This window comes from Methylomicrobium lacus LW14 (assembly GCF_000527095.1).
Classification (GTDB): Bacteria; Pseudomonadota; Gammaproteobacteria; order Methylococcales; family Methylomonadaceae; genus Methylomicrobium; species Methylomicrobium lacus.
This window is the reverse complement of sequence record NZ_AZUN01000001.1, coordinates 1564492-1578058: the sequence shown is the minus strand read 5'-3', so window position 1 is coordinate 1578058 and position 13567 is coordinate 1564492. Positions and strand designations below refer to the sequence as shown.

Annotated in this window: 16 protein-coding genes; 6 read left to right on the top strand and 10 right to left on the bottom strand. The window is 55.7% G+C overall.

The genetic code is table 11. From position 1 onward, the window contains the following. Positions 1-6 precede the first annotated feature (6 nt). Together METLA_RS0107085 and METLA_RS0107080 are read left to right on the top strand one after the other, a co-directional pair. On the top strand, positions 7-699 hold the full coding sequence (locus METLA_RS0107085) for a response regulator transcription factor (RefSeq protein WP_024297873.1): 693 nt from the start codon (positions 7-9) through the stop codon (positions 697-699). Continuing rightward, a complete protein-coding gene (locus METLA_RS0107080; protein WP_245598750.1) occupies positions 696-2327 on the top strand; it encodes a sensor histidine kinase in 1632 nt (543 codons plus the stop codon). Before METLA_RS0107085 ends, METLA_RS0107080 begins: the two co-directional genes overlap by 4 nt. Before the next feature lie 25 nt (positions 2328-2352). Here METLA_RS0107080 and METLA_RS0107075 read toward each other — a convergent pair whose 3' ends face one another. The 8 genes from METLA_RS0107075 to msrA form a co-directional block, all read right to left on the bottom strand. Next, positions 2353-3021: a redoxin domain-containing protein gene (locus METLA_RS0107075; protein WP_024297871.1), complete on the bottom strand. Its 669-nt coding sequence runs from the start codon at positions 3019-3021 to the stop codon at positions 2353-2355. Then, on the bottom strand, positions 3021-4016 hold the full coding sequence (trhO, locus tag METLA_RS0107070; protein WP_024297870.1) for an oxygen-dependent tRNA uridine(34) hydroxylase TrhO: 996 nt from the start codon (positions 4014-4016) through the stop codon (positions 3021-3023). The genes METLA_RS0107075 and trhO overlap by 1 nt, the downstream gene beginning before the upstream one ends. Positions 4017-4158: 142 nt before the next feature. Continuing rightward, complete coding sequence (bfr, locus tag METLA_RS0107065; protein WP_024297869.1) at positions 4159-4623, bottom strand: bacterioferritin; 465 nt, start codon at positions 4621-4623, stop codon at positions 4159-4161. A gap of 17 nt (positions 4624-4640) precedes the next feature. After that, the gene (locus METLA_RS20735) at positions 4641-4856 is read right to left on the bottom strand and encodes a (2Fe-2S)-binding protein (protein WP_036281551.1); all 216 of its coding nucleotides are present in this window, start codon (positions 4854-4856) and stop codon (positions 4641-4643) included. Between the two features lie 110 nt (positions 4857-4966). After that, positions 4967-5317, bottom strand: a complete 351-nt coding sequence (locus METLA_RS0107055) for a hypothetical protein (RefSeq protein WP_024297867.1) — start codon at positions 5315-5317, stop codon at positions 4967-4969. Positions 5318-5420: 103 nt separating this feature from the next. Beyond that, positions 5421-5969 carry a response regulator transcription factor gene (locus METLA_RS0107050; RefSeq protein ID WP_024297866.1) on the bottom strand — a complete coding sequence of 183 codons (549 nt, stop codon included), beginning with the start codon at positions 5967-5969 and terminating at the stop codon, positions 5421-5423. Further along, complete coding sequence (locus METLA_RS0107045; RefSeq protein WP_024297865.1) at positions 5962-7350, bottom strand: ATP-binding protein; 1389 nt, start codon at positions 7348-7350, stop codon at positions 5962-5964. Before METLA_RS0107045 ends, METLA_RS0107050 begins: the two co-directional genes overlap by 8 nt. An 877-nt stretch (positions 7351-8227) precedes the next feature. Beyond that, a complete protein-coding gene (gene msrA / locus METLA_RS0107040) occupies positions 8228-8866 on the bottom strand; it encodes a peptide-methionine (S)-S-oxide reductase MsrA (protein ID WP_198408456.1) in 639 nt (212 codons plus the stop codon). A gap of 85 nt (positions 8867-8951) precedes the next feature. On the opposite strand from msrA, the gene hslO reads away from it, so the two are divergent. After that, positions 8952-9818: an Hsp33 family molecular chaperone HslO gene (gene hslO, locus METLA_RS0107035; RefSeq protein ID WP_024297863.1), complete on the top strand. Its 867-nt coding sequence runs from the start codon at positions 8952-8954 to the stop codon at positions 9816-9818. 8 nt (positions 9819-9826) lie between these two features. Here hslO and METLA_RS0107030 read toward each other — a convergent pair whose 3' ends face one another. Beyond that, entirely contained in the window at positions 9827-10702 is an 876-nt protein-coding gene (locus METLA_RS0107030) for a TraB/GumN family protein (protein WP_024297862.1), read from the bottom strand. Position 10703: 1 nt separating this feature from the next. Continuing rightward, the gene (locus tag METLA_RS0107025) at positions 10704-11090 is read right to left on the bottom strand and encodes a cupin domain-containing protein (RefSeq protein WP_024297861.1); all 387 of its coding nucleotides are present in this window, start codon (positions 11088-11090) and stop codon (positions 10704-10706) included. A 316-nt stretch (positions 11091-11406) separates the two neighbouring features. Here METLA_RS0107025 and METLA_RS0107020 point away from each other — a divergent pair, with 316 nt between their 5' ends. From METLA_RS0107020 to cmoB, 3 genes are read left to right on the top strand one after another with little or no spacing between them, the layout of a single operon-like run. Then, positions 11407-12051, top strand: a complete 645-nt coding sequence (locus METLA_RS0107020) for a response regulator (RefSeq protein WP_024297860.1) — start codon at positions 11407-11409, stop codon at positions 12049-12051. 46 nt (positions 12052-12097) lie between these two features. Then, positions 12098-12463: a class I SAM-dependent methyltransferase gene (locus tag METLA_RS0107015; protein WP_024297859.1), complete on the top strand. Its 366-nt coding sequence runs from the start codon at positions 12098-12100 to the stop codon at positions 12461-12463. Then, entirely contained in the window at positions 12460-13434 is a 975-nt protein-coding gene (gene cmoB / locus METLA_RS0107010) for a tRNA 5-methoxyuridine(34)/uridine 5-oxyacetic acid(34) synthase CmoB (protein WP_024297858.1), read from the top strand. Before METLA_RS0107015 ends, cmoB begins: the two co-directional genes overlap by 4 nt. Positions 13435-13567: the final 133 nt, after the last annotated feature.

Below are 13567 nucleotides of genomic sequence, written 5' to 3'. Positions count from 1 at the left end.
CGCCTGATGAGCAAACGCATACTCGTTGCCGACGACGATGCCCATATCCGGGACGTGATCGGTTTTGCGCTCGAAAAGGCCGGTATGCAGGTGTGGCAGGCCGAAGACGGACGGCGCGCGCTGGAGGCATTCCGCGCCGATCCTTGCGATCTGATCGTGCTCGACATCAACATGCCGGAGTTCGACGGCCTGGAAGTCTGCCGCGAAATCCGCAAACACTCCGAGGTGCCGATCCTGTTTCTGTCTTCGCGCGACGATGAAATAGACCGGATACTCGGCCTCGAAATCGGCGGCGACGATTATGTGACCAAGCCTTTCAGTCCGCGCGAGCTGGTCGCCAGGGTCAACGTGATTCTGCGGCGCGCGCAGGCTTTGCCGAAGGCGGACGCGACTGAATTGCTGCTGCGGCACGGCAGGCTCAGCGTTTTACCCTCTCAGCACAAGGTGCTGTGGGACGGCATCGCGGTCGGCCTGACCGCGACCGAATTTGCGATATTGCAGCTGTTGATCCGCCATCCCGCCCGCGTATTCAGCCGTGACCGGATCATGCAGAGCGCTTACGACAACAACGTCTATGTCAGCGACCGCACGATCGACAGCCACATTCGCCATATCCGGCAAAAACTCGGCGAGGCGGGATGCCAGGCCGCGATCGAGACGGTGCACGGCGTCGGCTATCAACTGGCCGGATGCGAGTGAGCTTCAAATTGCCGTTTTGGCGCCGCCGGCTGTTCCGACTGCGCAATATCCTGTTGTGCGTGATGCTGATGGTGCTGGCGCTGCCGCTGGGCGGGCTGTATTTCTTCCGGATCTATGAAAACGAACTGGTGCAGCAGACCGAGCGGGAATTGATCGCGCAGGCGGCGGCCTTGTCCGCGAGTTACCGGCAGCTGCTGCGCAATCTGCAAACGAACGGTAAACCCTACGGACGGGTTCTGCAAGATCGCTCCGAAATCCAGGCCTATGCGGGAACTTATCCGCTGCCGCAGAATGCCCCTTACGCGCCAATCTTTCCGGGATTGAGCTTGTTCGATACTATCCTTTCGCCGCGCCCCCCGGCGGCAGCCGCACAGGCTTTGCCCGACGAGCTGGCGCGCCGCGCCGGTCTGTTATTGCGCCCGGTCTTGCAGGATACGCAGCATATCACGTTGTCCGGCATCCGTTTGCTCGACCCGAACGGCATCGTAATCGCCGGGCGCGAAGAGGTCGGCGCATCGCTCGCGCCTATCCCGGAAGTCGAGGAAGCCTTGCAAGGGCGCTATGCGAGCGTGATCCGCCAGCGCATCTCGGACGAACCGCCGCCGCCTTTGTATTCGATCAGCCGCGGCGCGAACATCCGCGTATTCATCGCGTTCCCGGTGATCGAAAACGGCCGCCTGCAAGGCGTGTTCTATTTGTCGCGCACGCCGAACAACATCCTGAAACATCTCTATGCGGTCAAGGGCCGCGTGCTGCTGGCCGGCGTCAGCCTGTTGTTGATCGTGGTCACGATCGTGATGCTGGTCTCCTCGTCGATCGCGCGGCCGATCCGGGAGTTGATCCGGCAGACCGAAAAACTTAAAAGCGGCGAACAAAAGCTGATCGAGCCCTTGCAAAATCCGGTTACTCAGGAAATCGCCCAGCTTTCGGCGAGTTTTGCGGACATGTCACGGGCGCTTTCGGAGCGGACCGACTACATCCGCCGCTTCGCGACCCATGTTTCGCATGAATTCAAAACGCCGCTGACTTCGATCCAGGGCGCGCTGGAACTGTTGCAGGATCATCTCGACACGATGCCCGAGGAGCGCCGGCAGCGCTTCATCGCAAATCTCCTGGCCGATACGCACCGGCTCAGACAGCTGGTCAACCGCCTGCTCGAACTCGCGCATGCGGATGCGACGCTGCCGAGTAAGCACGAATGCCTATTGCACGAAGTCGTCGGGCAACTGAAGCACCGCTATGCCGAACGCGGCCTGCTTATCGAACTGGACACGGCATCGGCGGCGCCGTTGCTGATCGCGCCGGAAGTGCTCGAGTTGGTGCTGGTCAACCTGTTCGAAAACAGCCTGCAACACGGCGCGGACCGGGTCAATATTCATTTGGAGCGGCTGGATGAGAGGATGCTTATCGGCTTGCAGGACAACGGCGCGGGCATTTCGCGCGAGAACCGCAACAAAATCTTTACGCCTTTTTTCACGACGCGTCGGAATGCAGGCGGCACCGGCCTGGGGCTGGAAATTGCCGCCTCGCTGTTGAAAGCCTACGGCGCAGAAATCGAACTGGGCGAAAGCGGGCAGGGTGCTTTGTTTTGGCTGCGCCTGCCTGCCCCAAAGCGCGCGCCGGTGTGAGCCTGAGGCGTTCTAAGCCGTCAGGTCATTCCTGCAACAGTTCGAGCAGGCGGCTTTCCAGGTCAGGAAAAGCGCCAAACTCGCAGGCGCGCAGTACGCCTTGTTTATCGACCAGGATTTGCGAGGGTGTGCCTTTCAATTGAAAGCGTTCAAAAGTCTCCGCCCGATAGCGCAGCGATTGCAGATATTTCCCTACCTGTTGGATGACCTGCTGCCGGTAGGCCTCCGGCTGCTGGTCGAAATTCGGCAAGCGGCCGTGGATGAAACCGAGAATGTCGTCCCCGGAGATTTCGCCCTGGCGCTCGCTCAATCGATCCATCGCCAACGGGAAAGGAATGCGGTACGGCAGGCGTCCTTGCTCGAGTTGCCCATGTTGGCTCAGCGCTTTGAAGGTTTCGCCGATCACTTCGTTGCGCTCGACCAGCAGGCGTAAATTTTCGAGCGTATTCTTGTCGAAATCCTCGAATGCGGTCGCCACGCCGAGTACGGCCAAGCCGGCATCGGCATATTTGCGGTGCAATTCGATCGCCTCCGGCAGCGCATAGAAAAAGCAGCCGGGGCAGTTGACCTGAAACACCTCGACCAGCACCACGCGGCCCCGCAGCCGGTCGAAATTGACCGGCGCGCCCTGCACCCATTCGGAGACCGACAATAACGGCGCCTGTTGTCCGATTTGGGCGAGCTTGGCGCTCATCAGCAGACCTGATCGAGCTGGCTTGCGGCTTGTTGCTCACGGCGCAGCTGTTTCGCTTCGCGCTTCGCGATCAGGCTTCTGGCCGCATCCGAGCCGATATGCGCCTCGCCGCGCTGCCGCGCAAGCTGCATCTGCTTTTCACGCTCGCTGAAACGGCTTATTTGTTCCGCGGTCAGTTTGTCATGGCAATGCGGGCAACTGACGCCTTTTTGGTAACGCGGATCGGCCTTGTCCGCTGCGGTAATCGGTAGGCGGCAGGCGTGGCATTGGTCATATTCGCCCTTTTGCAGCGCATGGTCGACCGTCACGCGCTCGTCGAAAACGAAGCATTCGCCCTGCCAGAGCGTATTCTCGGCCGGCACCTCTTCCAGATATTTCAAAATGCCGCCTTGCAGGTGATAGACCTCTTCGAAGCCCTGTTCCTTCAGATAAGCCGTCGATTTTTCGCAGCGGATGCCGCCGGTGCAAAACATCGCGACTTTCTTGTGCTGCGCAGGATCGAGATGGTCTTTGACGAATTGCGGAAACTCGCGGAAGCTTTCGGTATTCGGATTGACCGCATTTTTGAAGGTGCCGACCTGATATTCATAGTCGTTGCGGGTGTCGATCAAAATCACTTCCGGATCCGAAATCAGGCGGTTCCAGTCGGCAGGCTTCACATAAGTGCCGACCACGCGCCGGGGATCGATGCCCTCGACGCCCATCGTGACGATCTCTTTCTTCAGCTTGACTTTGGTGCGGTTGAAAGGCGGCACATTGGTGTAGGATTCCTTGGTGTCGATATCCGCGAGCCTCGGGTCGGTACGCAGCCAGGCCAATACGGTGTCGATGCCTTCGCGCGATCCGGCGACCGTGCCGTTGATGCCTTCCACTGCCAAAAGCAGGGTTCCCCTGACGCCGTTATCTTCCATGACCCGGTGCAAAGGCTGCCGGAGATGCCAATAGTTTTCCAGGGTCACGAACTTGTACATGGCGCAAACCACGATTTGAGACATTTGATTTCCTTGTTGTAAGCCGGATCGTAAATCCAGGACAAAAAAGAGGCGTATTATAGCCCGAGAATGCTCTACCGGGCTAGATGAACGCTGTCAAACGTCGGCTAAGTCGCTGATTTTCAGGGAAGGGAGTGGGGGATGATCAGACTTGCGATTGCAGATAGTTCTGAATGCCGATCTTTTCAATCAATTCGAGCTGGGTTTCGAGCCAATCGACATGCTCTTCCTCGCTTTCGAGAATATGCGTGAAAATTTCGCGGGAGACATAGTCCTGCACCGACTCGCAATAGGCGATCGCCTCACGCAGCAGCGGAATCGCGGTCTGTTCGAGCTTCAGATCGCATTCGAGCATTTCCCGCGGATTTTCGCCGATCAGCAGTTTGTCGAGATTTTGCAGATTGGGCAGGCCTTCCAGAAACAGAATCCGCTCGATCAGCGTATCGGCATGCTTCATCTCATCAATCGACTCGTGATATTCCTTTTCATTCAGCTTCGAAAAGCCCCAGTTTTTGAACATGCGCGCATGTAAAAAATACTGATTGATCGCGGTCAGCTCATTGGTCAGCGCCTTGTTCAAGAATTCGATGATTTTTTTATCGCCCTTCATGGATGCTCCCGGCGCCTTTAACAGGCGTTATAGACAGGTTGAGTGGACACTGAGGGCATTATAAATTGATTTTGCTTGCTCGCGTCAAGCAATTCCTTGACCTGCCGGTTGCATTTCCCGCAGTCGCCGCCGACGCCGAAACACTCGAAAAGTTGCCGGCGGGTACACAGGCCGTTATCGATGGCTTTCTTGAGCTGAGTGTCGGTAACGGCCTTGCAGACGCATACATACATGAAAAGATCTCCTGACGGGGTTGTTATGAAAAATGATAACAATTCTCATTTAAAAAATCCAGTCAAAGTATAGCCCAACTTTGCCAACGCTGATCGGGCAATAGGCAAAATTACCGGTCCGTCGATAATTTTTCTTTCATGCACAGCCGATAGGCCGCTTCGCGAATGATCTCGGTCTTCAGTTTGGGGTTTAAGCGGTAGGCGGTCTTGATCAGGTATAACGCATCATCGCCGCTATCCTTCGAGGTTTGGGCTTTACCCGCAAAAGCGGTCTTAATTGTATCCTTGATCATCGCGAAGGAAAGCCCGGATTTCTTGAATTCGTAGCCGTTGACCACAACATCCGCATCGGTCTTGCACAGGGCGTGGAAGCGGCTCAATTCCTCCTCGGTGCTGCTGAGGGCCGGCCTGGAAGCCGCAAGGCCGGTCAAGAGTAATAAAACAACGACTGACTTATTCATCGTAAACCTCTCTAAACATTGGCATAATCCATGCTAGATAGAATAATCTTATTTTTAATGCAGTCTATGAACCGGTTGGCAAATCGCGAAATAATTGCCAGCTTTACTCCCTGACCGGACGCTTTTCGAGCTTGCGTTGCAGGGTGCGCCGATGCATGTTTAAGGCTCTGGCGGCGGCCGAGATATTGCCGTCGTGTTGCATCAGAATTTTTTGCAGATGCTCCCATTCCAGGCGCTTGACCGACAAGGGGCTTTCGCTGATCGACACGCTCGCATCGCCTTCGTTTTTATGCAGCGCGGCCAGAATTTCGTCGGCATTGGCGGGTTTGGTCAGATAGTGTATGGCGCCGAGTTTGATCGCTTCGACCGCGGTCGCAATGCTCGCGAAGCCGGTCAACATTACGCAGGCGGTATTCGCGTCCAGTGAAATCAGTTTCTTGACCAGTTCCAGGCCGGATTCATGGCCGATACGCAGGTCGATCACCGCGTATTCCGGCAGATTGTGTTCGGCCAGTTCGATGCCGCTTTGCACGTCGTTCGCGACCAGCACTTCATAATCGCGCTTTTCGAGCGCGGATTTCAACACCCGGCAAAAGGTTTCATCGTCGTCGACCAGCAATAATCTCGGTTTATCGCTTGCTCGGTTATCCATTGATCGCATTCTCCTCTTCAGTCGGTTCGGCATGCAGCAGCGGCAGCGCGATATCGACGCAGGCGCCGTGCGGCTCCGCGTTATAAAGCTGGATCGTGCCGCCCAGGCGGGTGATGGTTGAATAAGTCAGAAACAGACCGACTCCGAGGCCGCGTTTCTTGCTGATCAACGGCTGCCTGCCTGCGCTCTCGACCATTTCCGGCGGAAATCCGGGACCATAATCGCGAATCTTGATATGCAGCAGCCGCAAATCCCAGGCTACGTGAAATTCGATGCCCTTGCGATTGTCGCCGGACGCATCGGCCGCATTGTTCAGGATATTGATCAAGGCATGCGTCAGCGTGCGTTCGGCGATGATCTCGGCTTCATCGACAGTGTCAGGGTCGATGAAAAAATTCAGTTTGACCGTGGATTTCTGGGTGCGCCAGAGATTGATCACATCGTCGATATAGGCGGTCACGCGCATGACGCGCCCGGATTCGGCGCGAATTTCGCCGGCCGAGGCGGACATCACCGATAAAGCCTTTTTGCAGCGGTCGACTTGCTGCTGCATGATGTCGATTTTTTCGTGCAGATCGGGAAAGCGGTGTTGCGGAAAGTCATTCCGCAGTTCGTGCGCGACGATCGCGATCGTGCCGAGCGGCGTGCCCATGTCATGCGCCGCGCTGGCGGCCAGGGTGCCGAGCGCGATGACGCGTTCGTCGCGGAGCGCATTTTCGCGCGCAATCGCCAGGCTGCGTTCCTGAATCTTCAAGGTTTTCGCCAGTTCGACCACGAAAAACGCGACCAGTCCGGCGCTGAACACAAAACCGAACCACATGCCGAACATATGCAGGTCATAATAATGCCGGTCGCTGGTCGCATAGGCATTTAGCAGCATCGAGTAATGCGGCATGTCGGGATGCAAGCGTTCGGGATCCGGCATGTGCGGCTCGATCGAGGGCAGGGGGATGTTGTATGCGATCAAAATCGTATACATCGACGTGGTCAGCACGACCATATACCAGGCGTAGGATTGCGGCAGCATGATCGCGGTCACGATCAGCGGCAGCAGAAACACCCAGATGATCGGATTCGAGGCGCCTCCGGTCAGATACATGAACGCCGCAATCGCCAGCACATCGATCGTTAATTGCGAGAAAATTTCGAGCTCCGACACCGGATCCCCGGTCTGCAAACGCATCGACGTGTATACATTGACCGAGATGATCGACACGATCACCAGCCAGAGTTGCTCTTCGGGTAGCTGGATGTTCAGGCCATAGGCCGAGATGACCAACAGTAGCGAGGCGGCCAGAATCAGCATGTTTCTGAGGATGAACAACCAGCGCAGATTTTGCCTGGCGCTAAATTCGGACTTGGGCGTAACGTTTGTGAGCATGTTCCAAAATAACCAAAAAATTGACCGATTCTGTATCTCTAGGGCTATTGTCGCCGATTTGCCGGGCCTTGCGAACTGCGGCAATATGTCACACTCGCTTTTCTGGCGCTATAGCTATGATTAAATTGATTTTTGCGGCGCTTAGCGGGCAAGTTGATTGAAAATTGCGTTGAAGCCCTCCTAAATTCGAGGCGGTTTGCCCCCCGCCTTTTTTTATTCGGGTGGCCGGCAACGCAGCAACGCGTTGCGGAACTGCCTCTGTTGCTTTTTGGGTAATCGTTGCAACGGTGCGACAATTTGCCACATTTTAAATTGACTTTGCCGTTGCTATTATTAACCTAACTTTTGAGGTTCTCCGGAGCCTGTGAGCTGAAAGTTGCGTTGAAATCTTCCTAATAGTTCTGAGGCGGTTCAAAAGACCGCTTTTTTTTTTGCCTGGCGTTTTTACGCGGAAGAACTCAAATTTACACGCAACACTTTGTATCTTTTTTGACAACCGTTGTGGTCCTGCGACAATTTGCCACATTTTTAATTGCCTTTTGTCTTGCTATCATTAATCTAACTTTTGAGGTTCTCTGGAGCCTGCGAGCTGAAAGTTGCGTTGAAATCTTCCTAATAGTTCTGAGGCGGTTTAAAAGACCGCCTTTTTTTTGCCTGGCGTTTTTACGCGGAAGAACTCAAATTTACACGCAACACTTTGTGTCTTTTTTGACAGTCGTTGTTGCCCTGCGGCAATTTGCCACATTTTTAATTGCCTTTTGTCTTGCTATCATTAACCTAACTTTTGAGGTTCTCCGGAACCTGCGAGCTGAAAGTTGCGTTGAAATCTTCCTAATAGTTCTCGGGCGGTTGTTTAACCGCCCTTTTTTTTGCCCGCTTATTTTTCGGCGTAACACACGCCGAGGCCCCCGAGTCCGCAATAGCCGCCGGGATTCTTGGCAAGATATTGCTGGTGATAATCCTCGGCATAATAAAACTCGCCGGCCGGCAGAATCTCGGTCGTGATCGCGCCGAGCCCGGCCCTCGACAATTGCTCCTGAAAGGATTGTCTCGAAGCGATCGCCAGGTCAAATTGTTCCTGATCGTAGGTGTAGATCCCGGAGCGGTATTGCGTGCCGATATCGTTGCCCTGGCGCATGCCTTGCGTCGGATTGTGCGCCTCCCAGAACAGCTTCAGCAGTTCGTCGTAGGCCACTAACTCAGGATCGTAAATCACCCTGACCACTTCGCTGTGACCGGTCATGCCGGTGCAGACCTGGTCGTAAGTCGGATTGACCGTAACACCGCCGCTGTAGCCGACCGCGGTGCTGAAGATGCGGGGATCAGTCCAAAAGCGGCGCTCGGCGCCCCAAAAACAGCCGAGACCGAATAGCGCCAGCCGCAGAGGCTCCGGAAACGGCGGCACGATGGGATTGCCGTTCACAAAATGCCGAGGGTTTACGCGTAGCGGTTCGGCATTGCCGGGCAGAGCATCCGAGGGGGCTGGCAGTACCCGCTTTTTGGCAGCGAAAATCATGATCGGAACCTGTGATAATCAACAGAGCGCTAGGTTACACCGATTGCGGGGTATAATAAAGCGTTTACTTTTTCGGAAAGACAGGATGGAAGAAGATAGTTTACACCGCTTTATTTTCGAGGAATTCGGTGTGCGCGGCGAATGGGTCAAATTGTCAAGCAGTTGGCAAAACGCCCTGCACAATCAACACGGCAATACGACCGTGCAGGAGAATTTGGGCCAGGCGCTGGCGGCGGCCGTGCTGTTATCCGCCACGATCAAGTTCAGCGGTTCGGTCATCATGCAGGCGCAGGGCGACGGCGCCTTCAGAACCCTGGTCGCGCAATCGACGCACGACCGCAAAATCAGGGGTTTGGTCCGCTGCGCCGGTGAGGTGCAACACGGTCCGCTCGAAGCGATGTTCGGCCAGGGCCGGCTGGTGCTGACGATCAGGCCGGACAACGGCGAGCCTTATCAAGGCATCGTGCCGCTGAAAGGCGCCAATCTGGCCGCCGCCTTGCAGACTTATTTCATCCAGTCCGAACAACTCGATACCCGCTTGTGGCTGTTTGCGAACGATCAGGTCGCGGCCGGTTTATTGTTGCAGGAATTGCCCGCGCACAAGGACTTCAAGTCCGACTGGGAACGCATCACGATGCTGGCCGATACGCTGACCGCCACGGAGTTGCTGAATCTCGACTGCGAGACGCTGCTGCACCGGCTGTTTCATGAAGAAAAAGTCCGGCTCTTCGATGCCGAAGCGGTCCGCTTCGAGTGCTCCTGCTCCAAACAGAAAATCGAATACGCCCTGCGTTCGCTCGGTGAACAGGAACTGGAACATATTCTGCAGGAAAAAGGCGCGGTCGAAGTCGGCTGCGAATTTTGTAACAAGCAATACCGTTTCGACCGTATCGATGTGCAAAAGCTGCTGGCCGAAGATTTATCGGCTTATCAGGCGGATACGCGGCATTGAGGCGCCCGTCAATTCAGGCGGACCACGCGAAAGCCCTGCGCCTTCAACAGTTCGACCAGGCCGTCGGCGCCCAATAAATGCAGACTGCCGACTACCACCAGGGCGTCGCCCTGAGTGTTTTCGCGCAGAAACGCGGAAATTTGCGGCAGCCAGGCGCGGTTTCTATCGCGATTCAGACGCCGGTAAAATGCGGGGCTGTCATTGATGCTATCCTGACTCAGCAGCTGGAGCAAACCCTCGGCGTCGCCATTGCGCCAGCGCTGATGCAATTGCTCCAGTTGCGCCGGGTCCTGCATGTCTTTTAGCGTCTGGATCAAGAACAGTTCCTGATCTTTGGGGGACATTTGAGCAAAAACCCCGATCTGCTGATTCAGGGTTTCCAGCCCCGCCGTGTCCTTGCGCTCGATAGCGGCCATGTCCATATAATGCTTGTCCAATCCCAGATCCGGCAAGAATCCGGCCTGTGTGACGGCAAAATTCGCGATCGTCAGCGCCGCCAGCCACGGTTTCATCGCCTGGAACGACTCGATCGGCAATGCATGGGTTTGGCAATAGCGTTGCAAGCGTTGCCAGGTATCGGCTTTCAGGCTTTGCTGGAGCGTTCCGCCGCCTTCGATCAGGCCCGTCTTCATCATCGCTTGCACGCTTGCGGGATTGTTCAGTTCATCAGGAGCCACTTCGAAATACACTTTGCCGGCCGCGTCGAACGCCTGGTTGACGGCCGCGGCCAAGGGATAATCCTCGGCCTTCAGCATGTGAAACGAGCCGAGCATATAAACGCTATTGTCCTCGTCGCTGACTTGCCAGAGCAAGGGCTTCGGCGGCGCCGCCGAAGCCCTTGCCCAGCACAGCAACAAGAGCAGCAGGCTCAGCCAGCGCGCCATCTCAATGCACCGGACCCATTTCAAAAATGATCAATTCGGCAGGCTCCCCCCCGATGTTTTCGACGGTCATCGATTGCCCGGTTTCCCAAAACACCTCGCCCTCCGAGTAAATTCCGGTCTTGTCGCCCTCGACCACTTGCAGCGTACCCTTGACCACATAGCGCGGTCCCGGTCCCTCATGCGTATGACGCGGGGTTTTGACGCCTTGCGGAAAGCTGACCCGAACCACTTTGCCGTTCACATTCGGGCTGGGCAGGGTCACGTTTTGCTGTAACAAGACCGTTCTTTTGATTTCCGGCGCTTCTGTTGCCGAAGCGGAATGGCTGAGCGCCACGAACAATACTGACGGCAGCAATACCGATTTTTTGAAAACAGATGGGATCAACATGCGTTTGCCTCTTTATGGATGAAATAGAAAATTTTAAGATAATTTTTTTGACGCGGCTGGCCGCAAAAAATTCGCAGGACACGAAATGATTGTCCCATTTGCAAGCCTTGACTGGCAGCAGCGAAAAAACTCGTAAAACCACATAAGCTATGGTTATATTTTGGTCGTCAAAGTGATCCATTCGCCTTCATCGCTACAGACAAACCGCCATATCAGCGTTATAATCGAAAACGATAAAGTAATGGATTTCGTTGGCGGGGTTTTAACCGATCCGTGACAACATTGACTGATTATAAGATAATAAAAAACAAAGTTTATGATTAGTGTGCTCCTCGTTGACGATCATCAATTGGTCAGGACCGGCATTCAGGCGCTATTGAATTCAGATAAGGGAATTCAGGTCGTCGCAGTCGCCGATTCCGGCGAACAAGCGATCGAGATAGTCGAGGAGCTGTCGCCGGATGTGGTATTGATGGACGTCAGCATGCCAGGCATCGGCGGCGTCGAGGCCAGCCGGCGCATTTTGCGGCAGAACCCCAATGTTAAAATCATCGGCTTGTCGGCTTATAACGACGGCCCGATTCCGCAGCAATTATTGAAACTCGGCGTGCTGGGCTTCATCTCCAAATCCTCCTCCGCAGACGAAATGATTTGCGCGATCCGCAAGGCGGTCGATGGACAGCGTTATCTGTGCAACGATGTCGCGAGTCATCTGGCTTTTCAAAGCTTGCTCGGCGATCAACCGTCGCCGTTCGCCAAACTGTCGCAGCGGGAAACCGAAATCGTGACGCTGATCCTGCAAGGCAAATCGATATCGGAAATGGCCGAAATACTGTCGATCAACACCAAAACGGTCAACACCTACCGCTATCGGCTTTATGGTAAACTAAAGATCAAAAACGACGTGGAATTGACGCGTCTTGCGGTCAAATCCGGCCATTTCGATCCCGGTTTGATCTGATTTTTTCGAGCGGCTGCTGCGGCGCCGGCTATCACCCCTTTCTGCTGTGACTCAAACCAAAGATTCCATTTACGCCAGCCCCTTGGCTGACATCGACGCATTCAAATTCGACGCCAAAGTCGTCGACGTTTTTCCCGACATGATCCAGCGCTCGGTGCCGGGCTATCAGGCGATCATTGCCGCGATCGGCCTGCTGGCCGGCCGCTTCGCGCGTCCCGATAGCGTCTGCTACGACCTCGGCTGCTCGCTCGGCGCGGCGACTTTCAGCATGCTGCAGCACATCGACGCGCCGAACTGCCGTATCGTCGCGGTCGATAATTCGGCGGCGATGATCTCGCGCTTCCACGAGCGCTTACAAGCGGAAGTCTGGTTTCAATATTTCAACTTCGCCTCGATCCTCACCCTGAAATGACCGCTTACGACGATTTATATGCGGCGCTCACTGAAGCCAATGCGGGCGCCTGGGCGGACCTATTGCCCGCGCAAATCGCCGCTGCGCTGGATCCGGCCCGCCACGGCACTCTGCCGCGCTGGCAGGCCTTGCTCGAGCGTTTGCCGGCACTCCAGCCTTCGCTGCGCTGTTTGACCGGCGATGCGGTGCAAATCGGCCGCGCCGAGGATATTCGCGATGAAGACCGGGCCTTGCTCGTGGAAATCCTCCGCGAACTGATCCCCTGGCGCAAGGGGCCCTACGATTTATACGGCATCCCAATCGACACTGAATGGCGCTCCGACTGGAAATGGGACAGGCTTAAGGATCACATCTCGCCCTTGCAGCACCGGCTGGTACTGGATGTCGGCTGCGGCAGCGGCTATCACGGCTGGCGCATGCTCGGCGCGGGCGCGAAGACGGTCGTCGGCATCGATCCCTTGCTGCTGAATGTGGTCCAATTCCAGCTGGTCAAGGCCCTCTATGGTCCCGCGCCGGTGCATGTTCTGCCTTTCGGCATCGAGGCGTTGCCGGCCGACTTGAAAGCATTCGACACGGTGTTTTCGATGGGCGTGCTGTATCATCGGCGGTCGCCGATCGAACATCTCCTGGAACTTCGGGGCTGTCTGAAACCCGGCGGCGAACTGGTGCTCGAAACCTTGATCATCGACGGCAAACTGGGCGAGACCCTGCTGCCGGAGGACCGCTATGCGAACATGCGCAATGTCTGGTTCATCCCAAGCCTGGCGACGCTGGAGAGCTGGCTAAGACGCTGCCGCTTCGGCAATATCCGCGTGGTTGACATCACGCTAACCAGCCTCGAAGAACAGCGTCGCACCGAATGGATGCCGTTTCAATCGCTGCCGGATTTTCTTGATCCGAATGATCCCGCATTGACGATCGAAGGCCTGCCCGCGCCGAAACGGGCCATCGTGCTGGCCGATTGCCTGTAGGATTTTTCAGGTAAAATCACCCCATCTCTGTCTTGGAGGGCAAAGCGTTCCGCTTTGCCGCGACGCCACCCCATTACGGCAAAAAGCTTGAGGTTGTTTTTGATTGGGGTTATCATCCAGTTCTAATTAGAAC

Bases quoted from the DNA above. Each gene is read 5' to 3' on its own strand.
- METLA_RS0107085 (WP_024297873.1), top strand. From the start codon at position 7: ATGAGCAAACGCATACTCGTTGCCGACGACGATGCCCATATCCGGGAC.
- METLA_RS0107075 (WP_024297871.1), bottom strand. From the start codon at position 3,021: ATGAGCGCCAAGCTCGCCCAAATCGGACAACAGGCGCCGTTATTGTCG.
- trhO (WP_024297870.1), bottom strand. From the start codon at position 4,016: ATGTCTCAAATCGTGGTTTGCGCCATGTACAAGTTCGTGACCCTGGAA.
- bfr (WP_024297869.1), bottom strand. From the start codon at position 4,623: ATGAAGGGCGATAAAAAAATCATCGAATTCTTGAACAAGGCGCTGACC.
- METLA_RS20735 (WP_036281551.1), bottom strand. From the start codon at position 4,856: ATGTATGTATGCGTCTGCAAGGCCGTTACCGACACTCAGCTCAAGAAA.
- METLA_RS0107055 (WP_024297867.1), bottom strand. From the start codon at position 5,317: ATGAATAAGTCAGTCGTTGTTTTATTACTCTTGACCGGCCTTGCGGCT.
- METLA_RS0107050 (WP_024297866.1), bottom strand. From the start codon at position 5,969: ATGGATAACCGAGCAAGCGATAAACCGAGATTATTGCTGGTCGACGAC.
- METLA_RS0107045 (WP_024297865.1), bottom strand. From the start codon at position 7,350: ATGCTCACAAACGTTACGCCCAAGTCCGAATTTAGCGCCAGGCAAAAT.
- msrA (WP_198408456.1), bottom strand. From the start codon at position 8,866: ATGATTTTCGCTGCCAAAAAGCGGGTACTGCCAGCCCCCTCGGATGCT.
- hslO (WP_024297863.1), top strand. From the start codon at position 8,952: ATGGAAGAAGATAGTTTACACCGCTTTATTTTCGAGGAATTCGGTGTG.
- METLA_RS0107030 (WP_024297862.1), bottom strand. From the start codon at position 10,702: ATGGCGCGCTGGCTGAGCCTGCTGCTCTTGTTGCTGTGCTGGGCAAGG.
- METLA_RS0107025 (WP_024297861.1), bottom strand. From the start codon at position 11,090: ATGTTGATCCCATCTGTTTTCAAAAAATCGGTATTGCTGCCGTCAGTA.
- METLA_RS0107020 (WP_024297860.1), top strand. From the start codon at position 11,407: ATGATTAGTGTGCTCCTCGTTGACGATCATCAATTGGTCAGGACCGGC.
- cmoB (WP_024297858.1), top strand. From the start codon at position 12,460: ATGACCGCTTACGACGATTTATATGCGGCGCTCACTGAAGCCAATGCG.